The 25,431-nt window shown below is 72.3% G+C and carries 22 protein-coding genes and 2 pseudogenes; 10 read left to right on the top strand and 14 right to left on the bottom strand.

Features of this window, described 5'->3' with window-relative positions; translation table 11 throughout:
• A pseudogene (locus tag SZN_RS22285) lies at window positions 1–310 on the bottom strand (hypothetical protein); the annotation flags it as partial.
• 395 nt (window positions 311–705) lie between these two features.
• Between SZN_RS22285 and SZN_RS22290 the strand changes: the two are divergent.
• From SZN_RS22290 to SZN_RS38870, 6 genes and pseudogenes are all read left to right on the top strand, one after another.
• Window positions 706–1,641: an HhH-GPD family protein gene (locus SZN_RS22290; protein WP_007498853.1), complete on the top strand. Its 936-nt coding sequence runs from the start codon at window positions 706–708 to the stop codon at window positions 1,639–1,641.
• Between the two features lie 302 nt (window positions 1,642–1,943).
• A complete protein-coding gene (locus tag SZN_RS22295) occupies window positions 1,944–2,483 on the top strand; it encodes a SigE family RNA polymerase sigma factor (RefSeq protein WP_007498855.1) in 540 nt (179 codons plus the stop codon).
• Entirely contained in the window at window positions 2,471–3,178 is a 708-nt protein-coding gene (locus SZN_RS22300; RefSeq protein WP_007498857.1) for a hypothetical protein, read from the top strand. The genes SZN_RS22295 and SZN_RS22300 overlap by 13 nt, the downstream gene beginning before the upstream one ends.
• Before the next feature lie 101 nt (window positions 3,179–3,279).
• Window positions 3,280–3,984, top strand: a complete 705-nt coding sequence (cseB, locus tag SZN_RS22305) for a two-component system response regulator CseB (RefSeq protein ID WP_007498859.1) — start codon at window positions 3,280–3,282, stop codon at window positions 3,982–3,984.
• A 12-nt stretch (window positions 3,985–3,996) separates the two neighbouring features.
• Complete coding sequence (gene cseC / locus SZN_RS22310; protein ID WP_244313408.1) at window positions 3,997–5,490, top strand: two-component system sensor histidine kinase CseC; 1,494 nt, start codon at window positions 3,997–3,999, stop codon at window positions 5,488–5,490.
• A 304-nt stretch (window positions 5,491–5,794) separates the two neighbouring features.
• Window positions 5,795–6,768: pseudogene (locus SZN_RS38870) on the top strand (IS5 family transposase).
• Between the two features lie 19 nt (window positions 6,769–6,787).
• Here SZN_RS38870 and SZN_RS22325 read toward each other — a convergent pair.
• Window positions 6,788–8,353: an MDR family MFS transporter gene (locus SZN_RS22325; RefSeq protein WP_007498867.1), complete on the bottom strand. Its 1,566-nt coding sequence runs from the start codon at window positions 8,351–8,353 to the stop codon at window positions 6,788–6,790.
• Window positions 8,354–8,472: 119 nt separating this feature from the next.
• On the opposite strand from SZN_RS22325, the gene SZN_RS22330 reads away from it, so the two are divergent.
• Window positions 8,473–9,060: a TetR/AcrR family transcriptional regulator gene (locus SZN_RS22330; protein ID WP_078508821.1), complete on the top strand. Its 588-nt coding sequence runs from the start codon at window positions 8,473–8,475 to the stop codon at window positions 9,058–9,060.
• Window positions 9,061–9,073: 13 nt separating this feature from the next.
• Here the strand turns inward: SZN_RS22330 and SZN_RS22335 are convergent, their stop codons facing one another.
• The gene (locus tag SZN_RS22335) at window positions 9,074–9,739 is read right to left on the bottom strand and encodes a M23 family metallopeptidase (RefSeq protein ID WP_007498872.1); all 666 of its coding nucleotides are present in this window, start codon (window positions 9,737–9,739) and stop codon (window positions 9,074–9,076) included.
• Between the two features lie 497 nt (window positions 9,740–10,236).
• Here SZN_RS22335 and SZN_RS22340 point away from each other — a divergent pair, with 497 nt between their 5' ends.
• Window positions 10,237–10,884, top strand: coding sequence for an HAD family acid phosphatase (locus tag SZN_RS22340; protein ID WP_007498873.1), 648 nt, complete (start codon window positions 10,237–10,239; stop codon window positions 10,882–10,884).
• A 64-nt stretch (window positions 10,885–10,948) separates the two neighbouring features.
• Here SZN_RS22340 and SZN_RS22345 read toward each other — a convergent pair whose 3' ends face one another.
• Complete coding sequence (locus SZN_RS22345) at window positions 10,949–13,474, bottom strand: ATP-dependent Clp protease ATP-binding subunit (RefSeq protein ID WP_007498875.1); 2,526 nt, start codon at window positions 13,472–13,474, stop codon at window positions 10,949–10,951.
• A gap of 430 nt (window positions 13,475–13,904) precedes the next feature.
• Here SZN_RS22345 and SZN_RS22350 point away from each other — a divergent pair, with 430 nt between their 5' ends.
• Window positions 13,905–14,636, top strand: coding sequence for an SCO3374 family protein (locus SZN_RS22350; RefSeq protein WP_007498877.1), 732 nt, complete (start codon window positions 13,905–13,907; stop codon window positions 14,634–14,636).
• 1 nt (window position 14,637) lies between these two features.
• On the opposite strand, the gene SZN_RS22355 is transcribed toward SZN_RS22350, so the two are convergent.
• The 10 genes from SZN_RS22355 to SZN_RS22400 form a co-directional block, all read right to left on the bottom strand.
• Window positions 14,638–14,973 (bottom strand): histone-like nucleoid-structuring protein Lsr2, encoded by a 336-nt coding sequence (locus SZN_RS22355; protein WP_007498879.1) that lies wholly within the window; start codon window positions 14,971–14,973, stop codon window positions 14,638–14,640.
• Window positions 14,974–15,208: 235 nt separating this feature from the next.
• The gene (locus SZN_RS22360) at window positions 15,209–15,772 is read right to left on the bottom strand and encodes an amino-acid N-acetyltransferase (RefSeq protein WP_078508826.1); all 564 of its coding nucleotides are present in this window, start codon (window positions 15,770–15,772) and stop codon (window positions 15,209–15,211) included.
• 9 nt (window positions 15,773–15,781) lie between these two features.
• Window positions 15,782–16,321 carry a BlaI/MecI/CopY family transcriptional regulator gene (locus tag SZN_RS22365; RefSeq protein ID WP_007498882.1) on the bottom strand — a complete coding sequence of 180 codons (540 nt, stop codon included), beginning with the start codon at window positions 16,319–16,321 and terminating at the stop codon, window positions 15,782–15,784.
• 212 nt (window positions 16,322–16,533) lie between these two features.
• Complete coding sequence (locus tag SZN_RS22370; RefSeq protein ID WP_007498884.1) at window positions 16,534–16,716, bottom strand: hypothetical protein; 183 nt, start codon at window positions 16,714–16,716, stop codon at window positions 16,534–16,536.
• A 129-nt stretch (window positions 16,717–16,845) separates the two neighbouring features.
• A complete protein-coding gene (locus tag SZN_RS22375) occupies window positions 16,846–17,490 on the bottom strand; it encodes a hypothetical protein (RefSeq protein WP_106432703.1) in 645 nt (214 codons plus the stop codon).
• Between the two features lie 775 nt (window positions 17,491–18,265).
• A complete protein-coding gene (locus SZN_RS22380; RefSeq protein ID WP_007498886.1) occupies window positions 18,266–19,063 on the bottom strand; it encodes a type III pantothenate kinase in 798 nt (265 codons plus the stop codon).
• Window positions 19,064–19,071: 8 nt separating this feature from the next.
• Window positions 19,072–20,043, bottom strand: a complete 972-nt coding sequence (gene nadC, locus SZN_RS22385; protein ID WP_007498888.1) for a carboxylating nicotinate-nucleotide diphosphorylase — start codon at window positions 20,041–20,043, stop codon at window positions 19,072–19,074.
• A 5-nt stretch (window positions 20,044–20,048) separates the two neighbouring features.
• Window positions 20,049–21,758: an L-aspartate oxidase gene (locus SZN_RS22390; protein ID WP_043732413.1), complete on the bottom strand. Its 1,710-nt coding sequence runs from the start codon at window positions 21,756–21,758 to the stop codon at window positions 20,049–20,051.
• Window positions 21,755–22,747 carry a pantoate--beta-alanine ligase gene (gene panC, locus SZN_RS22395; protein ID WP_007498893.1) on the bottom strand — a complete coding sequence of 331 codons (993 nt, stop codon included), beginning with the start codon at window positions 22,745–22,747 and terminating at the stop codon, window positions 21,755–21,757. The genes SZN_RS22390 and panC overlap by 4 nt, the downstream gene beginning before the upstream one ends.
• A complete protein-coding gene (locus SZN_RS22400; RefSeq protein WP_043732417.1) occupies window positions 22,744–23,673 on the bottom strand; it encodes a Rossmann-like and DUF2520 domain-containing protein in 930 nt (309 codons plus the stop codon). Before SZN_RS22400 ends, panC begins: the two co-directional genes overlap by 4 nt.
• A gap of 314 nt (window positions 23,674–23,987) precedes the next feature.
• Here SZN_RS22400 and SZN_RS22405 point away from each other — a divergent pair, with 314 nt between their 5' ends.
• Complete coding sequence (locus SZN_RS22405) at window positions 23,988–25,373, top strand: threonine aldolase family protein (protein ID WP_078508831.1); 1,386 nt, start codon at window positions 23,988–23,990, stop codon at window positions 25,371–25,373.
• Window positions 25,374–25,431: the final 58 nt, after the last annotated feature.

The following is a 25,431-nucleotide window of genomic DNA, read 5'->3' on the forward strand; positions in this document are numbered from 1 at the left end:
CGGCACCGGTGCCCGGTCCGGAGCCTTCGCCCGTGCCGCCGGAGCCGCCGCCGCCCGTCGACTCGTCGCGCCCGCCCGGCGCCTGGCTGATCGCCGGACCGGAACCGGAGGGCCCGGGGGTGATCACCGAGTGGGTGGGATTCTTGCCGTCGGTCCCGCCGCCCGAGTCGTTCTTGCGTCCGCCGCCGCCCGAGGTGAGCAGCCAGGCACCCAGCAGCGCCAACAGGGCGCACACGGACAGCAGTACGGCCCTCCGTCGCCAGTAGATGGAGGAGGGAAGCGGCCCGACCGGATTGCGCAGAGATCCCACGGCGCAAACTGTACGAGAGATCGGGGCGCCGTCTTGCTCCACCCGCCGCCCGGCGGCAACTTTTCCGGATCATCATCCCGGAAACCGCCCGCCGGCGGCCCCGCCCCCGCCTCCTTCCGCCCCGCCCGGCACCCGCCGATCACCGAAGGTGACGGCGAAGACCCCGTCACCCACCGTCTGTCACCACGGCAGTGAGGAAGGTGCCGGGCTCCGGAGGGGCAGTGGTGACCCAAGCGGGCGAGGGGCGGGCAGAGTTGGCCGCCGCGCGTGCGCGGCCGGGGTGCGGGCGCACGGCGGCGAACGGCGCGCGCGCCCCGCGTACGTCCGGGCCGCCAACGCACCGGCACCGCCGCCTACCCGCCCCGCGGCCCCCGACGTGGCAGGATCGGGAGGCCATGACTGCGCCCACGAAGCCCTCACCGGACAGCTCCGCCCCCGCACGCTCCGGCAGCACGCCCGGGGACGAGCTGCACAGCCCGGTCATCGACTGGTTCGACGACAACGCCCGCGACCTGCCCTGGCGGCTGCCCGAGGCCGGCCCCTGGGGCGTGATGGTCAGCGAGTTCATGCTCCAGCAGACGCCGGTGAACCGCGTCCTGCCGGTCTACGAGCAGTGGCTCACACGCTGGCCGCGCCCCGCCGACCTCGCCAAGGACGCGCCCGGCGAGGCCGTCCGCGCCTGGGGCCGCCTCGGCTACCCGCGCCGCGCGCTGCGGCTGCACGGCGCCGCCGTCGCCATAGCGGAACGGCACGGCGGTGACGTACCGACCGACCACGCCCAGCTCCTCGCCCTGCCCGGCATCGGCGAGTACACGGCGGCGGCCGTCGCGTCCTTCGCCTACGGCCAGCGCCATCCCGTCCTCGACACCAACGTCCGCCGCGTCCTCGCCCGCGCCGTCACCGGCGTGCAGTACCCGCCGAACGCCACCACCGCCGCCGAGCGCAAGCTCGCCCGCGCGCTGCTCCCCGACGACGAACGCACCGCGTCCCGCTGGGCCGCCGCGTCGATGGAGCTCGGGGCGCTCGTGTGCACGGCGAAGAACGAGTCGTGCCACCGCTGCCCGATCGCCGCACAGTGCGCCTGGCAGCTGGCGGGCAAGCCCGCGCACGAGGGCCCTCCGCGGCGCGCGCAGACGTACGCCGGGACCGACCGCCAGGTGCGCGGCAAGCTGCTCGCGGTGCTGCGCGAGGCCCACGCGCCCGTGCCGCAGTCGGCCCTGGACCGGGTGTGGCACGAACCGGTGCAGCGCGCCCGCGCGCTGGACGGGCTCGTCTCGGACGGCCTGGTGGAGCCCCTGCCCGGCGGGCTGTACCGGCTGCCGCTGAGCTGACGCACCGGCGGTTCACAGCCCGGCGGCTCCGTCACGGCCGCCGCCCGGCCGAGCCGGCACCCTCACACGGACATATAGGAATATAAGCACCTCAACTCCCTTACCGTTTTGCCGGTTTCCTGATTCCGTTACACAACCGACGGACAGCCGAGCGCCGGCCGCAGGCTGCTTCGGACAGCCCCGTGACAACGCCTCCGTAGCTTCGTTCCCGTACCCGGCGGACCGGGTCGACCACGAATCACAGGCAGTGACACCGACGGGCCGACAGGCCCGCCGGCACGGGGAATCGGGAGGCGGTCACCATGGCGCAGGGCGAGGTGCTCGAGTTCGAGGAGTACGTCCGCACCCGGCAGGACGCGCTGCTGCGCAGCGCACGCCGGCTGGTCCCCGACCCGATCGACGCCCAGGACCTGCTCCAGACCGCGCTCGTGCGGACGTACCACCGCTGGGACGGCATCGCGGACAAGCGGCTCGCCGACGCCTACCTGCGTCGCGTCATGATCAACACGCGGACCGAGTGGTGGCGGGCGCGCAAGCTGGAGGAGGTCCCCACCGAGCAGCTGCCCGACGCCTCGGTCGACGACGCCACCGAACAGCACGCGGACCGCGCCCTGCTGATGGACATCCTGCGGGTGCTGGCTCCCAAGCAGCGCAGCGTCGTGGTGCTGCGACACTGGGAGCAGATGTCCACGGAGGAGACCGCCGCCGCCCTCGGCATGTCGGCGGGAACGGTCAAGAGCACGCTGCACCGGGCGCTCGCCCGGCTCCGCGAGGAGCTGGAGAGCCGCGATCTGGACGCACGCGCGCTGGAGCGTGAGGAGCGGGAGCGTTGCGCGGCGTAGGGCACCCGGACGGAGACGAGGACTGCGCGGAACCCGGCCGCTCCCGGCCCCGGCCGGCGGTCGGCCGGGGGACCTCGCAGGCGGCGTTCACGGCGATGGCCGCGGTCGCCGCCCTCGCCCTTTTCCTCGCCTCGTGCGCGACCGGCGGCACCGGCGCGCGCGACGAGGGCCCCGCCCACCCCGACGCGGCGGACGGCCCCTCCGTGCAGTCGGCCGCGGCCGCCCCCTCCGCCTCGCCCGTGCCCGACCAGAAGGAGGCGGTCCGGCTGGTCCAGAAGGACCCGGAGGTCTCGGGCGAGGTCAAGCGCGAGCTCAGGCCGTGCGTCTCCGACGGCTACCCGGTCGACATCTCCTACGGCGACCTGACCGGCGGACCCGCCGACGACATCGTGGTCAACGTGCTGTCGTGCGGCGACGCGGTCGGTGTCGCCTCGTACGTCTACCGCGAGCAGGGCGGCGCCTACCGCAACGTCTTCAAGGCCGAGGAGCCCCCGGTCTACGCCGAGATCGACCGCGGCTACCTGGTGGTGACCCAGCAGGTGTACGCGAAGGACGACGCGGTGTCGAACCCCTCCAGCGAGAACGTGATCTCGTACCAGTGGACGTCGCAGCGGTTCGTGCGCAAGTACAGCACGCGCACCGACTACGGCACCCTGGACGACGGCGGCAGCGGATCGCCCGCGCCCGCCGGCTGAGCCCCGGCCCGCCGCGGGGCAACGGCTCGGCCGCTCCCCGCGTCCGTGAAGGACAAGACACCCGACGCACGACCGGAAGAACACGAGGACTGAGCACCGGGATGGCAGAGCAGACCCACGTCCTGTTCGTCGAGGACGACGACGTCATCCGCGAGGCCACGCAACTGGCCCTGGAGCGGGACGGTTTCGCGGTGACCGCGATGCCCGACGGGCTGTCCGGCCTGGCGGCGTTCCGGGCGAAGCGCCCGGACATCGCGCTGCTCGACGTGATGGTGCCCGGCCTGGACGGGGTGAGCCTGTGCCGCCGCATCCGCGACGACTCCACCGTGCCGGTGATCATGCTGTCGGCGCGGGCGGACTCCATCGACGTGGTGCTCGGCCTGGAGGCGGGCGCGGACGACTACGTGACCAAGCCGTTCGACGGCGCCGTCCTCGTCGCGCGGATCCGGGCGGTCCTGCGCCGGTTCGGGCACGCGGGCGGCCACGACCGCGGGGAGGACGGCGGTTCCGCGGCCGGCGGCGGGCTGCTGTCCTTCGGCGACCTGGAGGTGGACACCGAGGGCATGGAGGTGCGCCGGGCCGGGGAGCCCGTCGCGCTCACCCCGACGGAGATGCGGCTGCTGCTGGAGTTCTCCTCGGCGCCGGGCACGGTGCTCTCCCGGGACAAGCTGCTGGAGCGCGTGTGGGACTACGGCTGGGGCGGGGACACCCGGGTCGTCGACGTCCATGTGCAGCGGCTGCGCCAGAAGATCGGCCAGGACCGCATCGAGACCGTCCGCGGCTTCGGCTACAAGCTGAAGCCCTGAGCGGGGGCGGCCATGCGGGGGTTGTTCAGAGGACCGGCTCCGTCCGGCGCGGCGGGCCCGGATCTCACGGACCGTGCGGGGATCGCGCGCCGGGGCGCGCCGACAGGGGCGCGCACCACCGGCCAGGAGGGCTCACGCGGGGGCGCGCACGTCCCCGGGAGCGGTCGCAAGGGACTGCGGGCGCCGGTCGCGCGCGACGGCGGACGCGTGGCCCTCCGTACCGGGCTGCGCTGGAAGCTGAGCGCGGCCATCGCGCTGGTCGGCGCCCTGGTGGCGGTCGTACTGAGCCTGGTGGTGCACAACCAGGCCCGGGTCTCGATGCTGGACAGCGCCCGCGACCTCGCGGACGAGCGCGTCCAGATCGCCCAGCGCAGCTTCGAGCAGTCCAAGCGGCTCAACTTCCCCAACGCCACGCTCGACGACCCGGCGCTGCCCGCGCCCCTGCGCGAGAAGGTCGAGGAGGGGCGGCGGGCGACCTATGTGACCGAGAGGGCCGGCGGCGTACCCGACATCTGGGCCGCGGTGCCGCTGACCAACGGCCATGTGCTGTCGCTGCGCACCGGCTGGACCGACCGCAGCGAGCGGATACTCGCCCGCCTCGACCAGGCCATGATCATCGGATCGATCGCGGTGGTGCTGGGCGGCAGCGCGCTCGGCGTGCTGATCGGCGGGCAGCTGTCGCGCAGGCTGCGCAAGGCGGCGGCCGCGGCGAACCGGGTCGCGGGCGGCGAGCCGGACGTACGGGTGCGGGACGCCATCGGGGGCGTCGTCCGGGACGAGACCGACGACCTCGCGTCCGCCGTGGACGCCATGGCGGACGCGCTGCAGCAGCGGCTGGAGGCCGAGCGCCGGGTCACCGCGGACATCGCGCACGAGCTGCGTACGCCGGTGACCGGGCTGCTGACCGCGGCCGAGCTGCTGCCGCCGGGCCGGCCCACCGAACTGGTCCTGGACCGGGCGAAGGCCATGCGCACGCTCGTCGAGGACGTGCTGGAGGTGGCGCGGCTGGACAGCGCCTCGGAGCGGGCCGAACTGCAGGACATCCTGCTGGGCGCGTTCGTCGCCCGGCGCGTGGCGGTCAAGGACCCCGCCATCGAGGTCCGCGTCGTCCACGAGTCGGAGGCAACGACGGATCCCCGGCGCCTGGAGCGGGTGCTGTTCAACCTGCTGGCCAACGCCGCGCGGCACGGCAGGCCGCCGATCGAGGTCACGGTCGAGGGGCGGGTCATCCGGGTCCGCGACCACGGTCCCGGCTTCCCCGGGGCCCTGCTCGCGGAGGGACCGAGCCGGTTCCGCACCGGCAGCAGCGACCGCTCGGGGCGCGGGCACGGACTCGGCCTGACGATCGCGGCGGGGCAGGCCCGCGTCCTCGGCGCCCGGCTGACCTTCCGCAACGTCCGCCCCGCGGGCGCCCCCGACGAGGTGCCCGCCGAGGGCGCGGTGGCCGTCCTGTGGCTCCCGGAGCACGCCCCGACGAACACCGGCAGCTACCCGATGCTGCCGTGACCGCGAGCGGCTGAGCCTCCCCGGCCGGGGCGCGGACGCCGCGGCGGGCGGCGTCTGCCGCGGCGCCGGTGCCGCGGCCGGGGAGGCTCAGCCGCTCGCGACGCCCGGCAGGGCCCCTCGCCGCGTGGTCGCCTCACCCGGGTACGTCCGGTACGCGGACGAGGCTCCGCCGTGCGAGGCACGGCACCGGACGCCGCGAGCCTCCGGCACACCCTCCCGGCCACCGCACTAGGGCCTGTGTGGAGTTGTGATCTCGTGGGGCCCCGGCTCGGGAGGGTCGGGGCCTTTGGAGTAGAACGGTGGGGTGTCTCGACCTCAACTTTCGGATACCGAGTGGGAGTTCGTGTCCCCGTTCCTGCCGGTCGGTGAGTACGGGCCGTACCCGGAGAATCTGCGGGCGCACTTCGAGGGCGTCGTGTGGCGGTTCAGGAACGGTGCGAAATGGCGGGAGTTGCCCGAACGATTCGGGCACTGGTCCACCGTTTACGGCCGGTTTCGGCAGTGGCGGGATGCCGGGGTGTTCACCGCGGTGTTCCAGGGTGCGATCGCCGAGGCGGCGAAGCGGGGCCTGGTGGACCTGTCGCTGGTCAGCGTGGACTCGACCACGGTCCGGGCCCATCACGATGCCGCCGGGATGATCGTGAAGCCCGAGACCCTGGACGCGCTGGAGAAGGCCGCCGCGGAAAAAGGGGCGCCGGCCAGGGACAAGACGGGCAACTGGACCCGGAGCGGGAAGAACGACGACGGGTGAGGCGTCGCCGCAAGGCCCGACTCGCCGCCGCCGACCTGGGGCGTTCCCGCGGCGGACTGACCACGAAGACGCACCTGTCCTGTGTGCCGCAATGCCTGCCTCTCTCGCTGAAGATCACTGCGGGGCAAGCCGGGGACAGTCCGCAGTTCATCCCCGTCCTGAACGAGATCCGCGTCCCCGGCCCGGTCGGCCGGCCCCGCACCCGGCCGGACGCAGTCGCGGGCGACAAGGCGTACTCGTCCCGCAAGAACCGGTCCCACCTGCGTAAACGCGGGATCAAAGCGGTCATCCCCGAGAAGAAGGACCAGGCCGCCCACCGCAAGAACCGCGGCTCACGCGGCGGACGGCCCGTCACCTGGGACAAGCAGATGTACAAGCTCCGCAACAGCGTCGAACGCACCATCAACAAGATCAAGGACTGGCGCGGTCTCGCCGTCCGCTACGACAAAAAGCCTGAAAGCTACCAGGCCGGACTCGAATTATGCGCCGGCCTCCTCTGGATCCAATACCTCGGATCACAGCCTTGATCACAACTCCACACAGGCCCTAGGACTGGGGGCCGGCCCCCTTGAGGGGGACCTCCTTGACGAACAGGGCGGCCGCCAGGGAGGCCACGGCCACCACGGCACCCAGCAGGAACGCCGAGTGCGTGCCGGAGGACACCGCGTACTGGTACGCCTCGCGGGCCGCGTCCGGCAGCTTCGCGAGGCTCGCCGCGTCCAGCTGCGCCGACTGCTCGGTGACCTTGGACCCGATGGAGCCGGCCCGCTCGGACATGACGTCCTGCACCCGGTTGTTGAACAGCGCGCCCATGATCGCGACGCCGAAGGAGGAGCCGAGCGTGCGGAAGAGCGTGGTGGACGAGGACGCGACGCCCATGTCCTCCATCTCGACGCTGTTCTGCGCCACCAGCATGGTGATCTGCATCAGACAGCCCATGCCGAGGCCGACCACGGCCATGAACACGCCGGACGTCAGCCGGCTCGTGCCGGTGCCCATCGTGGACAGCAGGTAGAGGCCGACGACCATCAGCGCACTGCCGGCGATCGGGAAGACCTTGTAGCGGCCGCTCTGGGTGGTCACCCGGCCCGCGACCATCGAGGTGACCAGCATCGCCCCGAGCATCGGCAGCAGCAGGAGCCCGGAGTTGGTGGCGGACGCGCCCTGCACCGACTGCTGGTACAGCGGCAGGAACAGGGTCGCGCCGAACATCACGAAGCCGGTGATGAAGCCGATCAGGGACATCAGGGTGAAGTTGCGGCTGCGGAATATGTGCAGCGGGACGACCGGCTCGGCGGCCTTGGTCTGCCAGAACACGAACCCGACCAGCGCGGTGATCCCGATGGCGGCGAGCTCCATGATCATCGCGGAGGTCCAGGCGTACTCCGTGCCGCCCCAGGTGGTCACGAGCACGATCGCGGTGATTCCGACGGTCAGCAGCGCCGCGCCCAGGTAGTCGATGCGCGCCCGCGCCCGCTTCTTCGGCAGGTGCAGGACGGCGCTGATCGCGGCGAGCGCGACGACGCCGAGCGGGAGGTTGATGTAGAAGGCCCAGCGCCAGCCCCAGTGGTCGGTGATGGTGCCGCCGACCAGCGGTCCGCCGATCATGGCGAGCGCCATGACGCCCGCCATCATGCCCTGGTACTTGCCGCGCTCCCGCGGCGGGATCAGATCGCCGATGATCGCCATGACACCGACCATCAGTCCGCCGGCGCCCAGTCCCTGCACCGCCCGGAAGGCGATGAGCTGCCCCATGTCCTGGGCCATGCCGCTCAGCGCGGAGCCGATCAGGAAGAGCACGATCGAGGACATGAACATGCCCTTGCGGCCGTACATGTCACCGAGCTTGCCCCACAGCGGGGTGGAGGCGGCGGTCGCCAGGGTGTACGACGTCACGACCCACGACAGGTGCTCCAGGCCGCCCAGCTCACCCACGATGGTCGGCATCGCGGTGCCGATGATCATGTTGTCGAGCATCGCGAGCATCATCGTGATCATCAGCGCGAGCAGGACGACCCGTACGCTCCTGGGCTGCTTCTCGGTCTCGTCCCGCCGCCCCTGCGGCTGGGCCCGCCCCGCCGGCCCCGTGTCGAGTGCTGTCGCGTCCGCCATCGTCGTCTTCCCACTCCCCGGCTACTTACTTGCCGCCCGGCTAGTTGTCTACACTGGAAGGTAGGCGCGTAACTAGCCGGGCGTCAAGTAAGTTTTGTGGAAAGCCGAGGGGTACGAGGATGGGTGGCACCATGGACGGCACCAAGCACCGGCGCCGCGGGGACACCCGCCAGCGCATCCAGGACGTGGCCCTCGAACTCTTCGCCGAGCAGGGCTACGAGAAGACCTCGCTGCGCGAGATCGCCGAGCGGCTGGACGTCACGAAGGCGGCCCTGTACTACCACTTCAAGACCAAGGAAGAGATCATCGTCAGCCTCTTCGAGGATCTGACGCAGCCCATCGAGGAGCTGATCGAGTGGGGGCGGCGGCAGCCGCACTCCCTCGCGACGAAGCAGGAGATCGTACGCCGCTACAGCCAGGTGCTGACCGGCGCGGCCCCCCTCTTCCGGTTCATGCAGGAGAACCAGGCGACCGTGCGCGAGCTGAGCATCGGCGAGATGTTCAAGAACCGCATGCTCGGCATGCGCGAGATCATCATCGACCCGGACGCCGATCTGGTCGACCAGGTGCGCTGCATCAGCGCCCTGTTCACGCTGCACGCCGGGATGTTCGTGCTGAAGGACCTGGAAGGCGACCCCGAGGACAAGCGCAGGGCTGTCCTCGAGGTCGCCACCGACCTGGTCACCCAGGCGCATCAGGGCGCCTGAACGGCCCGGTGACTCAGATCGTCAGACCCTTGGCCCGCAGGAAGGCCACGGGGTCGACCGCGGAGCCGTAGTTGGCGGTCTTGCGGATCTCCAGGTGGACGTGGGGACCGGTGGAGTTGCCGGTGTTGCCGGACCGGGCTATGTGCTGGCCGGTCTTCACCTTCTGGCCGATCTTCACGTCGGCGCGCGACAGGTGGGCGTACTGGGAGTACGTGCCGTTGGCGTGCTTGATGACGACGGCGATGCCGTACGCGGGACCGTCGCCGCCGCCGTTGCCGCCGGCCTTGACCACGGTGCCGGCGCGGACGGCCTTGACGCTGGTACCGGTCGGAACGGCGAAGTCCTGGCCGCTGTGGGTGGCCTTCCACATGCCGCCGGCCTGCGCGTAGCTCGCGGACTTGGCGTACTTCTTCACGGGCTTGACCCACGCCGGAGCCTTCTTGGCGGCGGCCTTCTTCGCCGTGGCCTTCTTCGCCACGGCCTTCTTGGCAGCGGCCTTCTTGGCGACGGCGCTCTGGGCCTGTACGGCGGTGGAGGTGCCGGTCGCGGAGTTCATCTCGGCGGCGACCGCGCCTCCGGCGCCCAGCACGACCGAGGCTCCCAGGCCGGCGGCCAGGACAGCGGCACGGGTGCGGAACGCGGACGTGCGGGGCGAACGGAAGGAGAAGCGCGGGGACATGCGAAACCTCACGGGGACGACAGCAGATGAAAACCACCCGACGCTCATGCGCTCACCGGATGGCTATCCCTTGGTAACCCCGACACCGCCCAACCCCAAAACGTGTGATCTACGACGGAATATAGTATGTCATCCTGAAAATCAACGGACCTTGACAGATCCAGCAATACGGACGAACAGGTATACATCCCTACGACTACCGCAGACCGAGGAGCGGAATGCCCGGTTTGCCCGTGATGACGTTTCCACTATTCCCGCTAGTAACGGACAAATCGCCTGTGCCGCATGTCACCGCCCAGCGCAATCGAAGGACCCCGGAATGTGACCGGGGCTACGCCGCCCGGCCCGAATCTCGGTAACAAATCCGCGCCCAACTATGTGAGGGACGCCTCAAGTTGAGCTACCGTCCGGTAACCCGCTGGTTCCTCACCAGCCATCACGAACCACGAACATGCACGCGACACCCGCAGCGCACGTGACGTGAGAGGACCCCCCACATGACACTCCGCCCCTGGGCGCGCCGCTTCGCGGTCGGTACCGCCTCCGCCGCCGCCCTCGTGGCCTTCGCGGTCCCCGCCGATGCGGCGACTCCGACCGCGGACACCTCGGCCGGCACCGCCACGACGGCCGCCGTGGCGGCGTCGGCGGCGGCCGTCGACTACGCGACCTGGCAGAGAGACTGCCAGGCGGTCATGGACCAGGCCATGCCGTATCTGAAGCAGCGCATCGCCGACACCCGTCCGGGTGAGAAGCAGGCGATCGTCTTCGACATCGACAACACCACCCTGGAGACGGACTTCGGCTTCAGCTACCCGCAGCCCGCCAACAAGCCCGCCCTGGCGGCCGCCAAGTACGCCCAGGACCGCGGCGTCGCGGTCTTCTTCGTGACCGCCCGCCCCGGCATCATCTCGGGGGTCACCGACTTCAACCTCACGTACGTCGGCTACAAGGTCTCCGGCCTCTACGTGCGGGGCTTCTTCGATCTCTTCAAGAACGTCGCCGACTACAAGACGGCCCAGCGCGTCGACATCGAGAAGCGCGGCTACACGATCATCGCGAACATCGGCAACAGCGCCACCGACCTGTCGGGCGGCCATGCCGAGAAGACGTACAAGCTGCCCGACTACAACGGCCAGCTCTCCTAGCACCGCGCGGCGGCACGCCGAAGGGGGCCGGTGCTGGCACCGGCCCCCTTCGGGCTGCTGAGGCTTACGCCTCCTTGCTCAGGTTCGGACCGCCCGGCCCCGCCGCCTGCTCGATCGGCGGGACGTCCGGCAGGGCCGACTTCTCCTCGCCGCGGAAGGTGAAGGTCTTGGTGTCGCCCTCGCCCTCCGTGTCCACGACCACGATGTGACCGGGACGCAGCTCGCCGAAGAGGATCTTCTCCGACAGCGTGTCCTCGATCTCCCGCTGGATCGTGCGGCGCAGCGGCCGCGCGCCCAGGACGGGGTCGTAGCCCTTCTTGGACAGCAGTTCCTTGGCGGACTGGGAGAGCTCGATGCCCATGTCCCGGTCCTTGAGGCGCTCGTCGACCTTGCCGACCATGAGGTCGACGATCTTGAGGATGTCGTCCTGGGTCAGCTGCGGGAAGACGACCACGTCGTCGACGCGGTTGAGGAACTCGGGCCGGAAGTGCTGCTTGAGCTCGTCCGAGACCTTGTTCTTCATGCGCTCGTAGTTGGACTTGGTGTCGCCCGAGGCCGCGAAGCCCAGGTTGAAGCCCTTGGAGATGTCCCGGGTGCCGAGGTTGGTCGTCATGATGATGACCGTGTTCTTGAAGTCCACGACCCGGCCCTGGGAGTCGGTCAGACGACCGTCCTCCAGGATCTGCAGCAGCGAGTTGAAGATGTCCGGGTGGGCCTTCTCGACCTCGTCGAACAGGACCACGGAGAACGGCTTGCGGCGGACCTTCTCGGTCAGCTGGCCGCCCTCTTCGTAGCCCACGTAGCCGGGGGGCGAACCGAACAGCCGCGACACCGTGTGCTTCTCGCTGAACTCCGACATGTCGAGGGAGATCAGCGCGTCCTCGTCGCCGAAGAGGAACTCGGCGAGCGCCTTGGACAGCTCGGTCTTACCGACGCCGGACGGGCCGGCGAAGATGAACGAGCCACCGGGACGCTTCGGGTCCTTCAGACCGGCGCGCGTACGGCGGATCGCCTTCGAGAGCGCCTTGACGGCGTCCTTCTGGCCGATGACCCGCTTGTGGAGCTCGTCCTCCATGCGCAGCAGACGCGAGGACTCCTCCTCGGTCAGCTTGAAGACCGGAATGCCGGTGGCGGTCGCGAGGACCTCGGCGATCAGCTCGCCGTCGACCTCCGCGACGACGTCCATGTCGCCGGCCTTCCACTCCTTCTCGCGCTTGGCCTTCGCCGCCAGCAGCTGCTTCTCCTTGTCCCGGAGGGAAGCCGCCTTCTCGAAGTCCTGGGAGTCGATGGCCGACTCCTTGTCGCGGCGCACGCCCGCGATCTTCTCGTCGAACTCGCGCAGGTCCGGCGGCGCGGTCATCCGGCGGATGCGCATCCGGGAACCGGCCTCGTCGATGAGGTCGATCGCCTTGTCCGGCAGGAAGCGGTCCGAGATGTACCGGTCGGCCAGCGTCGCGGCCTGGACCAGCGCCTCGTCGGTGATGGAGACGCGGTGGTGGGCCTCGTAACGGTCGCGCAGACCCTTGAGGATCTCGATCGTGTGCGGCAGCGACGGCTCCGCGACCTGGATGGGCTGGAAGCGGCGCTCCAGGGCCGCGTCCTTCTCCAGGTGCTTGCGGTACTCGTCCAGCGTGGTCGCACCGATGGTCTGCAGCTCACCGCGGGCCAGCATCGGCTTCAGGATGGAGGCGGCGTCGATGGCGCCCTCGGCGGCACCCGCACCGACCAGCGTGTGCAGCTCGTCGATGAACAGGATGATGTCGCCGCGGGTGCGGATCTCCTTGAGGACCTTCTTCAGGCGCTCCTCGAAGTCACCGCGGTAGCGGGAGCCGGCGACCAGCGCGCCGAGGTCCAGGGTGTAGAGGTGCTTGTCCTTGAGGGTCTCGGGCACCTCGCCCTTGACGATGGCCTGGGCGAGGCCCTCCACGACGGCGGTCTTGCCGACGCCGGGCTCACCGATCAGGACCGGGTTGTTCTTGGTACGGCGGGACAGCACCTGCATGACCCGCTCGATCTCCTTCTCGCGCCCGATGACCGGGTCGAGCTTGGACTCACGAGCGGCCTGGGTGAGGTTCCGGCCGAACTGGTCGAGGACCAGGGACGTCGAGGGGGTGCCCTCGGCAGGCCCGCCGGCGGTGGCGGTCTCCTTGCCCTGGTAGCCGGAGAGCAGCTGGATGACCTGCTGCCGCACCCGGTTGAGATCGGCGCCCAGCTTGACCAGGACCTGGGCGGCGACGCCCTCGCCCTCACGGATCAGGCCGAGCAGGATGTGCTCCGTGCCGATGTAGTTGTGGCCCAGCTGAAGGGCCTCGCGGAGCGACAGCTCCAGGACCTTCTTGGCACGGGGGGTGAAGGGGATGTGCCCGGACGGGGCCTGCTGGCCCTGGCCGATGATCTCCTCCACCTGCTGGCGGACCGCCTCGAGCGAAATCCCGAGGCTCTCAAGGGCCTTGGCGGCGACACCCTCACCCTCGTGGATCAGGCCCAGGAGGATGTGCTCGGTGCCGATGTAGTTGTGGTTGAGCATCCGGGCTTCTTCCTGAGCCAGGACGACAACCCGCCGCGCGCGGTCGGTGAACCTCTCGAACATCGTTAATCGCTCCTCAGAGCGGTCAGGCAGTGGGGGGAACTTCCCCTCCCTGTCCTTCCGCAGCTTAGTCCCGCAAGCGGGGACCGCTCATTCCAACTGCCGACACCGTCGATGGCCTCCTGACCCCGAACGCCGACATCTGCTCCAACCCGATGGTGCGAGACGATGTTCCCGCAGGCCAGGTGGTTACCCCCACCATCAGTACGCCGATGGCGAACGTGAGACTCACCGTCCTGCGTGTCGCCCCCTCCCACTAGGGATGTCTTACCCGCCGGGACTGACACTCCATGCCGCGCCCCCCGGTTCCCTCCGCTACGGGCGAACACCCTTGCGCTGCCTCACACCCCCGGGCGCCCCCGATTCCGGGACTCTCCGCGCCCGCGGCGCCACCCAGCGTAACCCGCACGTCCATTCGGCGGTTTCACCGGACATGGTCGGTCCCCGCCCCGCGCGCAGTGTGGACTCCGCCGCGATCCCGCTCCCCCGTCGGCCGCTCGACGCGGGCGATCAGGTCCGCGGGTGGTACGAGAAGGAGCTGGGCTGGCCGGTGCTGGCCGCCGCCGGGGGAGGCCCGCCGCTGCTGCGGGTGGGGGTGCGCTTCGACGTCCTCGACGTCCCGGCCGGGGCGGGCCGCGCCGCCCTGCGGCATCTGGGGCCGCACTCCCCGGTGGCCGCCCAGGGGGACCGGCTGCGCCTGCTGGTGGCCGCGGGCAGCGCCGTAGAGGTGCCGGGGGTGCTGGACTGGCTGGAGTGGGGCTCGCTGCCCCTGGATCTGCTGCCGCTCGGTGAGGGCGCCCTCATGGAGGCGCCGCGGCCGCCGGTGCCGTTCAGCGCCGCGCGAGACGGGGCGCGCCCGGCGCCGGGCCGGGGTCCGGGGCCGGAGGGCGGTTCACGGCGCTCCGGTCCGCCGGGGAGCGGTGCGCCGGGGAGCGGTGCGCCGCGGCCGGTGCCGCTGGGCCGCTCGGACGCCGTGCAGGGGGCCGCCGTGTGGCTGCGGCCCCCCGAGCCTGGGGGCGGGACCGAGGTCTCGCTGCCGACGCTGTCGGCCGTCGGGGGCGGTGGGGGCGCCCCCGATCTCGTACGGGTGCTGGACACGGTGGCGACGCACTGCCACCGCCTGCGGCTGCGACGCGCGTGCGCACAGCCGGCGGTCTGTCCCTAGCTCAGGCGTTGGCCTTCTCGTACGCCTCGCGAATGGACGCGGGAACACGGCCGCGGTCGTTGACCTCGTATCCGTTCTCCTTCGCCCACGCGCGGATCTGCGCGGTGTCCTGGCTGCCGCCGGAAGCGGCGCGCGCCTTTCCACGGCCACCCGAAGCGCGGCCCCCGGTGCGGCGCCCGCCCTTCACGTAAGGCTCGAGAAGGCCACGGAGCTTGTCCGCATTGGCAGTCGTGAGATCGATCTCGTATGTCTTGCCGTCCAGCGCGAACGTCACGGTCTCGTCCGCCTCGCCGCCGTCGAGGTCGTCGACAAGAAGGACCTGAACCTTCTGTGCCACCGGATTTCCTTTCATCGATAACTTGAGGGGCCCGGGGTCTCGGCGTCCGCCGTTACGCCGCCCCCCTGTTATATGCAGTACTGCAGTACGTCGGAAAGCAAACCGCTTTTGCGGGAAAAACACAAACCCTTGGGAGAGACCCCGCGGCAGCAGCGGTCCGGAAACATGTGCGTTTCGGACATAGAGACCCTGGGCATGACCGTTCGGGCGGAATACGGCTTGCCCGTGCCGACGATCACAGATGCAGAAGCATCCGGCTGTTGCCCAAGGTGTTCGGTTTCACTCGTTCGAGACCGAGGAACTCCGCGACACCCTCGTCATAGGAACGCAGCAGCTCGGCGTAGACATCGGTGTCGACCGGCGTCTCGCCGATCTCGACGAACCCGTGCCCGCCGAAGAAGTCCACTTCGAAGGTCAGGCAGAAAACCTTGCGGACACCGAGCCAGCGCGCGGTGTGCAGCAACTTCTCCAGCACCCGATGACCGACACCCGCGCCCTTCAGGCCGGGCTTCACGGCCAGCGTGCGGACTTCCGCCAGGTCTTCCCACATGACGTGCAGCGCGCCGCAGCCGACGACCTCGCCGTTGTCGTCCCGCTCGGCGACCCAGAACTCCTGGATGTCCTCGTAAAGCGTGACCGTGGCTTTGTCGAGCAGGATGCGGCGCTGGACGTACTCATCAAGGAGACGCCGCACCGCCGGGACATCCCCGGTGCGTGCCCGGCGTACGGTGATGGCATTTGCGGTGACTTCTGGGCTCCCCGCCGCGGGGCTCTCGGCGGAGTGGCTCTCTGCTGGCATGAGCGGACGCTATCGCCCGGCGGGCCCGCCCGTGGAGCCGGGGTTCTCGACGGGGTTCTCACCAGGGGTATCGGCGGGCGTATCCACGGGGGTATCGGCCGCCGTATCTCCGCGGGTATCCGGCGCGGTATCGGCACCCCGGGTATGCGGGCGGCCGCTATCGGGGCCCCCTGCGGTTGCCGCCGCGGGGCGCGTATCGGGCGGCTCCGCGGGTTCGGGCGTTTCCGGGCCCTGCACGATGCGTACGGCGTCCCGGAGGGCCTCGCGCTGTTCGTCGCTCATCATGCCGAAGAAGGCGACGAGCGCGGCGGCGGGGTTGTCGCTCTGCGACCAGGCGTCGTTCATCAGGGCCGCGGAGTAGGCGGCCCGGGTGGAGACCGCCTCATATCGATAGGCCCGGCCTTCCGCCTCGCGGCGCACCCAGCCCTTCTGATGGAGATTGTCCAAAACGGTCATCACGGTGGTGTACGCGATGGACCGTTCCTGCTGGAGATCTTCCAGGACTTCTCGAACGGTCACCGGGCGGTTCCACTTCCACACCCGCGTCATGACCGTGTCTTCGAGTTCTCCCAAGGGGCGAGGCACAGCTCAGCACAATAGTGGGAGATCCGGTCGTTCGCGTGCCGGACGGGCTTTTGTCCTGCGAATGGGGACAAAAAAGGCGCGCGCCGCTGTGTGCGGGCGCGCGCGGGGCCGGGGCTCGGAGCGTGCGGGGCGCGGGGCGCGTGCGGGTGTACGGCGCGCAGGGTCCGCGCCGTCGCTCAGGCGTCCGGCTGGGAGGGGGTGGTCTGGCGGGCCGCCTCCGCTCGGGCCAGGGCGGCGTCCACGGCCGCGTCCTCCTTGGCCTTGGCGGCTCCGCCCTGGGTCCTCACGATCACCCTGACGAGCGCGATGAAGAACGCGGCCATGACGACCGGCGGGAGCAGCGCGGAGACGTATTCCATGGATCCAGGGTAGCCAGGCGGTGCCGGGCGGACGCTCGGGGGGTACACCTGGGCGTCCGCCCGGGGTGGGGCGCGCGTTCCCGGGTCGGCGTACGGCGCCCGGCCTGTACGCCTGCACGCGTGCCCGTGTCAGCCTGCCGCGAGCTGCCGGGGCGGGGCGGGCTTGCGGCGGGGGAAGACCTCGCCGGGGGTGGGGATGGGGCGATTCGGCTTCGGCGCGGCGGGGGTGGGCTCGGGGGTGGGCCGGGGGGCGGCCGGCTTCTCCGCGGGGCGCTTCCGCGGCGGCTTGGCGGGCTCCTGTCCGGCGGCCTGGGCGGGCAGGACGGCGGCGGACGGCCGGCCGGTGCCGGCACGGCCGCCGGGGAGGGCGTGGAGGTGGGAGCGGGCCGGGGGGACGGCTGCGGGGGCGGGGGGCCGGCAGCGGGTGAGGAGGGCGGCCGCGGCGGGGTTGCCGCGCAGGGCGCCGAGGGCCGCCAGGTCGTCTGCCGTGGGGTGGTGGCCGGCGGTCAGGGCCTCTTCCAGGAGGGTGAGGTAACCGGACGCGGTGCCGGGGAGGGCGGCGCGGTAGCGGGCCAGGTCCGCCACCAGGAAGGCGCTCAGCCGGGCGGCCTCGCGGGTCGCCTCGTCCAGCGAGGCCGCCAGGTGGAGGCAGTCCTCGGCATCCTCGGCCGGGGCGGGACCGGGGTGGAGGGCGAGGGCGAGGGCGCGGCGGAGCACACGCAGCTCCTCCGGGCCGAACGCCATGGCGCCGCGGGTTCCGTATGGCGTGGGCATGCGGCGACGATACGCGCTAATCAGACAAACCAGGCATAGGGGGAGGGTTTGGCGTGGCGTGAGGGCGTGGTGTGGGGGCATGGTGTGGGGGCTTCCGGGGGGCCTCCGGGGGGTGGGGGGCCTCCGGGGGGGTGGGCCGTCCGGGGGGGTGGGGGCCTCCGGGGGGTGCGGGCCTCCGGGGGGTGGGGGCCTCCGGGGAGCTCCGGGGGTGGCGGGTTTGGTGCCTGCGGCGCCTGTGCGGCGTATGCGGGGGCTTGCGTTGCGCCTGCGGTGCGTTGCGGTGCGGGGGTGTGCCGGGTGTGTCCGTCCTCGGTCCGGCGGGGCTCTGGGTGGGAAAGTGCGGCTCTCTTGACGCCGGACGCTGCGGGCGGGCACCCCCGGCACGTCCCCTCCTCGCCGTACGCGGGCGCCTGCGCCTCCCGGCCGGGTGCCTCCTCGCCGTACGCGGCTCCCCGCGTCCGCGGCACACCCCCTTCCTGCCCCTTCCCGCCCCTTCCCGTCGTGCGCGGCCTCCCGTGTCCTCCGGCGGGTCCCGCCTCGCCCTATGCGGGCTTTTTCGCATCCCTGGCGGTCTCCTCGCGCCGTACACGGGCTTACGCGTCCCCGGCGGTTCCCTGTCGGCTTACGCTGCTGGCCGCGCCTTCGGGAAGGTCCCAGCTCGCCGTATGCGGTCCCCTGCGGTGTCCGGTGGGTTCGTGTCCCGCCGCAGGGGGGCTCGACGTACGGGGGTCTCCCCGCATCCGGCGCTGGTCCCTGGTGCCGGGTGCGGGGTGGGTCAGGTGCGGGAGATGTTGCGTTCGTAGACCAGGCGGAGGCCGATCAGGGTCAGCCAGGGCTCGTGTTCGTCGATGACCGAGGACTCGCCCAGGACCATGGGGGCCAGGCCGCCCGTCGCGATGACCGTGACGTCCTGCGGGTCCTCGGCGAGTTCGCGGGCCATACGGTTCACGACGCCGTCCACCTGGCCCGCGAAGCCGTAGATGATGCCGGACTGCATCGCCTCGACCGTGTTCTTGCCGATGACGCTGCGCGGGCGGGCCACCTCGATCTTGCGGAGCTGGGCGCCTCGGACGCCGAGTGCCTCCACGGAGATCTCGATGCCGGGGGCGATGACGCCGCCGATGTACTCGCCGCGCGCGCTGACCGCGTCGAACGTCGTCGCCGTGCCGAAGTCGACGACGATCGCCGGGCCGCCGTAGAGGTCGACGGCCGCGACCGCGTTGATGATGCGGTCGGCGCCGACCTCCTTGGGGTTGTCCGTGAGGATCGGGACGCCGGTCTTGACGCCCGGTTCCACGAGGACCGCGGGGACGTCGCCGTAGTAGCGGCGGGTCACCTCGCGCAGTTCGTGGAGTACGGACGGGACCGTCGCGCAGATCGCGATGCCGTCGATGCCGTCGCCCAGCTCCTCGCCGAGGAGCGGGTGCATGCCCATCAGGCCCTGGAGGAGGACCGCGAGTTCGTCGGCCGTGCGGCGGGCATCCGTCGAGATGCGCCAGTGCTCGACGATGTCCTCACCGTCGAAGAGGCCGAGGACCGTGTGCGTGTTTCCTACGTCGATGGTCAGGAGCATGCCGGTTCCTACTCCGCCGCTCGAAGGTCCAGGCCGATGTCCAGGATCGGCGAGGAGTGGGTGAGGGCTCCGACGGCCAGGTAGTCGACGCCCGTGTCGGCGTACGCCTTGGCGTTGGCCAGGGTCAGGCGGCCGGACGCCTCCAGTGCGGCGCGGCCGTCGACGATCGCCACCGCCTCCGCGCACTCGCCCGGCGTGAAGTTGTCCAGGAGGATCAGGTCGGCGCCGGCGTCCACGGCCTCGCGGAGCTGGTGCAGGGTGTCCACCTCGACCTCGACGGGGAGCCCGGGGAAGCTCGCGCGCACCGCCTCGAAGGCCGCTGCCACGCCACCGGCGGCGACCACGTGGTTGTCCTTGACCAGGGCCGCGTCGGACAGGGACATGCGGTGGTTCACGCCGCCTCCGCAGCGCACCGCGTACTTCTCCAGGGCGCGCAGGCCCGGCGTCGTCTTGCGGGTGTCGCGCACCTTGGCCCTGGTGCCCTCCAGGACGTCCGCCCACGCGCGCGTGGCCGTCGCGATGCCCGACAGGCGGCACAGGAGGTTGAGCGCGCTGCGCTCGGCCGTCAGCAGGTCGCGGGTGCGGGTGGTGACCGACAGGAGCTTCTGGCCCTCGGTCACCGTCTCGCCGTCCTCGACGTGGCGCTCGACCTCGAACTCGTCCTCGCAGACGATCGAGACGACCGCCTCGGCGACCCGGAGGCCCGCCACGACGCCCGCCTCGCGGGCCACGAAGTCGGCCGTGGCGACCGCCTCTTCGGGGATCGTGGCGACCGTCGTCACGTCCACGCCGTGCGCCAGGTCCTCCTGCACGGCCACGTTGGCGATGTCCTCTACCTCGACGGGGTCGAGCCCCGCCTCGGCGAGGAGTTCGGCGAGCGCGGGGTCGAGGCCGCACTCCAGGTACTCCTCGCCGGCGCCGCAGGCGCAGTCGTCGCCGCAGCCGCCGTCTTGGGCGAGGGGAAGGTCGGGGGTGGTCACGGCAGTCACTGCTCCTGGGGACGGGTCGGGGGGAAGTCCGCGGTGTCGGTGGTGTGCGCGGCAAGGGTGCGGTCGGGGTTCAGGCGGACGACGATGTGGCGGCGCCACGCGGTGTCGTCGCGGCCGGGCTCGTCCTCGCGCCAGTGGCAGCCCCGGGTCTCCTCGCGCAGCCGCGCGGCGGCGACCAGGACGCGGGCGACGCACAGGAGGTTGGTGGCCTCCCAGGTGTCGACGCCGGGCTCGGCCGTCTTGCCGTTCTCGACGAGGGCGTCGCGCGCCTCCGCGTGCAGGTGCTGGAGCTGCTCGGCGGCACGGGACAGGGAGTGCCCGGAGCGCAGGACCCCGGCGCCGGCGGTCATGATCCGCTGGATCGCGAACCGCGTCTCGGGCGCGAGCAGCGGGTGCTCGGGCGTCCCGGGGTGGGGCACCGGCTGCGGCACGCGCGCGGGGAGGCCGTCGGCGGAGCGGGCCGCCGCGATGTCCGCCGCGATGCGCTCGGCGTAGACCAGCCCTTCGAGGAGCGAGTTGGAGGCCAGGCGGTTGGCGCCGTGCACGCCCGTGCAGGCCACCTCGCCGCACGCGTACAGGCCGGGGACGGTCGTACGGCCCGCCGCGTCGGTGCGTACGCCGCCGGAGGCGTAGTGGGCGGCCGGGGCGACCGGGACCGGTTCACGCACCGGGTCGATGCCGTGGGCGCGGCAGGCGGCGAGGATCGTCGGGAAGCGGTGCTCCCACATGTCGGCGCCGAAGTGCCGTGCGTCGAGGTACATGTGCGCGGCGTCGCGCTCCCGCATACGCCGCATGATGCCCTTGGCGACGATGTCCCGGGGCGCGAGCTCGGCCAGTTCGTGCTGTCCCACCATGAAGCGCACGCCGTCGGCGTCGACCAGGTGGGCGCCCTCGCCCCGCACGGCCTCGGAGACCAGGGGCTGCTGGCCCTCCGCCTGCGGGCCGAGGAAGAGCACGGTGGGGTGGAACTGGACGAACTCCAGGTCGCTGACCTCGGCACCCGCGCGCAGGGCGAGGGCGACGCCGTCGCCGGTGGAGACGTTCGGGTTGGTCGTCGCCGAGAAGACCTGGCCCATGCCGCCGGTCGCCAGGACCACCGCGGGGGCGTGCACCGCGCCGACGCCGTCGTGCTGGCCCTCGCCCATGACGTGCAGGGTCACGCCCGCGGTGCGGCCGTCGGCGTCCGTGAGGAGGTCCAGCACGAGGGCGTTCTCGACGGTGCGCAGCGCCCGCGCGCGGACCGCCTCGACGAGGGCGCGGGAGATCTCCGCGCCGGTGGCGTCGCCGCCCGCGTGGGCGATGCGGCGGCGGTGGTGGCCGCCTTCGCGGGTGAGTTCCAGGGCGCCCTCGGACGACTCGTCGAAGTGGGCGCCGGTCTCGATCAGACGGCGTACGGCGTCGGGGCCCTCGGTGACGAGGATGCGCACCGCGCCCTCGTCGCACAGGCCGGCGCCCGCCACCAGGGTGTCGTCCAGGTGCTGTTCAGGGGTGTCGCCCTCGCCGAGGGCCGCGGCGATGCCGCCCTGGGCCCAGCGGGTGGAGCCGTCGTCGAGGCGCGCCTTGGTGACGACGACGGTGTCGAGTCCGGCGGCCTCGCAGCGCAGGGCGGCGGTCAGGCCCGCGACGCCGGAGCCGACGACCACGACGTCCGCGGAGATCGACCACCCTGGTTCGGGCGCGTGCAGTCGTATGCCTGTGCTGGTCACGAGGCGGCTCCGAAGGTGAGGGGGAGGTTGTCGATCAGCCGGGTCGTCCCGACCCGGGCGGCGACGGCGAGGACGGCCTCGCCGGTGAAGTCGTCCCCGATGTCCGCGAAGTCGCGGGGGTCGACGAGCGCGAGGTAGTCCAGCTTGAGCGGCGGGTTCCGGCGGGCCGCCTCGTCGAGGACCAGCCGGGCGGCGGCCCGCACGGCCGCGGCGCCGCCGGGGACGGCCTTGGCGACGGCGTGCGCGTCGGCCGCCGCGCGGGACTCGCCGATCGCGCTGAGGGCCTCGGCACGCGCGCGCGTGGCGGGCACCTCGCGGGCACGGGCGCGCAGCGCCTCCTGGGCCGCGTGGCGGTCGGCGCCGGCGAACAGCGCCCGGGACAGGGCCAGCGCCGTGGCGCGCTCCCTCGGCGCGAGGTAGCGGTTGCGGCTGGAGAGCGCGAGGCCGTCCTCCTCGCGCACGGTCGGCACGCCGACGATCTCCACACCGAAGTTCAGGTCGCGCACCATGCGCCGGATCAGGGCGAGCTGCTGGGCGTCCTTCTGGCCGTAGAGGGCGACGTCGGGGCGGGTGAGGTGGAGCAGCTTGGCGACGACGGTGAGCATGCCGTCGAAGTGGCCGGGGCGCGCGGAACCCTCCAGGCGCTCGCCCATGGGTCCGGCGCTGACGCGCACCTGCGGCTCGCCGCCGGGGTAGACCTCCTCGACGGCCGGGGCGAACACGGCGTCCGCGCCCGCCCGTTCGGCGATCCTGAGGTCGGCCTCCAGGGTGCGCGGGTAGCGGTCGAGGTCCTCGCCCTTGCCGAACTGGAGCGGGTTGACGAAGACGGTGACGACGACCTCGCCCCGGGGGCCGGCGACGGTGCGCGCGGTGCGGATCAGGGTGGCGTGGCCCTCGTGCAGGGCACCCATGGTCATCACGACGGCCCGGCGGCCGTCGCGCACGCGTGCGTGCAGCTCGTCGGCGGTGCGCAGCAGGGTGGTGGTCATCGGGTCTCTCCCTCGGCCCCGTCGGTCCCGCTCGCGAGGACCCCGAGGAGGTCCTCGGCGAGTTCCGGCTTGAGCAGCCCGTGGGCGAGCGCCCGGTCGGCGGTGGCGCGGGCCATCGCCAGATAGCCGGCGACGGTCTGCGGGGCGTGCCGTCGCAGTTCGCCGACGTGTGCGGCGACGGTTCCGGCGTCCCCGCGCGCGACGGGGCCGGTGAGGGCGGCGTCGCCGGAGCGCAGGGCGTTGTCGAGGGCGGCGCCGAGCAGGGGGCCGAGCATCCGGTCGGGGGCGGCCACGCCCGCCTCGCGCAGCAGCTCCATGGACTGGGCGACGAGGGTGACCAGGTGGTTGGCGCCCAGCGCGAGGGCCGCGTGGTAGAGCGGGCGCCGCTCCTCGGCGATCCACTCGGGCTCGCCGCCCATCTCGATGACGAGGGCCTCGGCGGCCAGCCGCAGCTCCTCGGGCGCGGTGACGCCGAAGGAACAGCCGGCCAGGCGCTGGACGTCCACCGCGGTGCCGGTGAAGGTCATCGCCGGGTGCAGGGCCAGCGGCAGGGCGCCCGCACGCAGGGCGGGGTCCAGGACCCTGGCGCCGTACCGGCCGGAGGTGTGCACGAGCAGTTGGCCCGGTCGCACGGCGCCGGTCTCGGCGAGGCCCTCGACCAGGCCGGGCAGGGCGTCGTCGGGGACGGTCAGCAGGACCAGCTCGGCGCGGGCCAGCACCTCGGCGGGGGTCACGATCGGCACGTCCGGCAGCAGCTGCCCGGCCCGTCGCCGGGAGGCGTCGGAGACGCCGGAGACGGCCACCGGGCGGTGTCCGGCGAGCTGGAGGGACGCGGCCAGCGCGGGGCCCACGCGGCCGGCGCCCACGACACCGACGGAGAGCCGCGCGGGGCGGTCCCTGGGATCTGGCTGTTGGCTTGTACTCACGCGACGGCGGCCTTCCCGTTCCAGTCCGCTCTGGGTACCGGACGATTTCTCGTCATGTTAACGCGATTGGTTCGGGGGGCGTCCGGTTGTCCACAGGCTGTGGGTTTCCCCACGCCGGCCGTGTGCGGGCAGGCGCGGTCGCACGCGAGGTGGTGCGGCGCCCCTTTTCCGGGGTCCCCTGGGAGTCGGGAGCGGTTGACGTGGGGGCCTCCGACGCGGGTGGCCTCCGACGCGGCGTTCGGCGCGGGAAGCCTCTGACGCGGAGGCCGTTATTGCGGGTGCCGGGCCGGACGCCCGCGCGCGATGATCGCGGCATGAGCGATACGGCGGAGCGGAACGGCGGAGGCGGACGAGAGGCGGAGCCGCGGCCGGAGGGGGTGGCGGGACGCGACGGGACGACGGCGGGACGCGACAGGGCGGGCAAGCTCCACGGGGTGGACGGAGAGGGGGCGGACGCGGCGGCGGCGAGCGGCACGGGGGCGCCCGGAGGAACGTTGGCGGACGGCGGGACATCGCCGGCCGGGCAACCCTCGGCCGACGAGCGGCGCGAACAGCGCTTCGTGCGGCGCACGGCCGCCTACCGCAGCGCGCGGCGGGTACTGGCGCGCCCCGGCTTCCGGGGCACGCTCCGCGAGCGCCTCGCGCTGCTGCACGAGACGCGCTCGCTGGACCTGTACGACCCCGACGAGCAGGCCGACCTGTACGGCGGCGGCATCGTCGAGGCCCTGGAGGAGAAAACCGCCGCGCTGCTGGGCAAGGAGGCGGCCGTGTTCTTCCCGACGGGCACGATGGCCCAGCAGGTCGCCCTGCGCTGCTGGGCGGGCCGCACCGGGAACCCGGCCGTCGCCCTGCACGCGCTTGCCCATCCGGAAGTGCATGAGCGCCATGCGTTCAGCCAGGTCAGCGCCTTGCGCCCGGTCCGGGTGACGAGCGAGCCGCGGCAGCCCACCGCCGAGGAGGTACGGGACCTGGACGAGCCCTTCGGCGCCCTGATGCTCGAACTGCCGCTGCGGGACGCCGGTTTCGTCCTGCCCACCTGGCGCGAGCTCACGGAGGTCGTCGAGGCGGCGCGCGAGCGTGACGCGGTGGTGCACTTCGACGGCGCGCGCCTGTGGGAGTGCACCAGCCATTTCGACCGCGGCCTGGCGGAGATCGCCGCTCTCGCGGACAGCGTGTACGTGTCGTACTACAAGTCGCTCGACGGCTTCGGCGGCGCCTGCCTCGCCGGTCCGAGGACCCTGACCGACGAGGCGCGGACCTGGCGGCACCGCTACGGCGGGGCAGTCTTCCAGCAGTTCCCCACCGTGCTGTCGGCGCTCGCCGGCCTGGAGCGGGAGCTGCCTCGGCTGCCCGACTACGTCGCCCACGCGCGCGTGGTGGCCGCGGCGCTGCGCGAGGGGTTCGCCGCCGCCGGGGTGCCGTGGAGCAGGGTGCACCCCGGGCCGCCGCACACGAACGAGTTCCAGGTCTGGCTGCCGTACGACGCCGACGTCCTGGCGGAGGCGGCGGTCCGGCAGGCCGAGGAGACGCGGATCCTGCTGTTCGGCAACGCCTGGGACGGCAAGGGGCCCGGCCTGGCCCTCACCGAGGTCTCCGTACGCGCCGCAGGACTGGAGTGGACGGCCGAGGACGTACGGGAGGCGGTCGGCGGGTTCGTCGCCGCGCTGGACCGGGTGGTCGCCGAGGCGGTCGGCGGCTGACGCGGGCACGCGCGCGCCCACCTCGCCGGACCGCCGGGACCGCCGGGGGCGCCGGGAC

It is taken from the genome of Streptomyces zinciresistens K42 (genome assembly GCF_000225525.1).
Classification (GTDB): domain Bacteria; phylum Actinomycetota; class Actinomycetes; order Streptomycetales; family Streptomycetaceae; genus Streptomyces; species Streptomyces zinciresistens.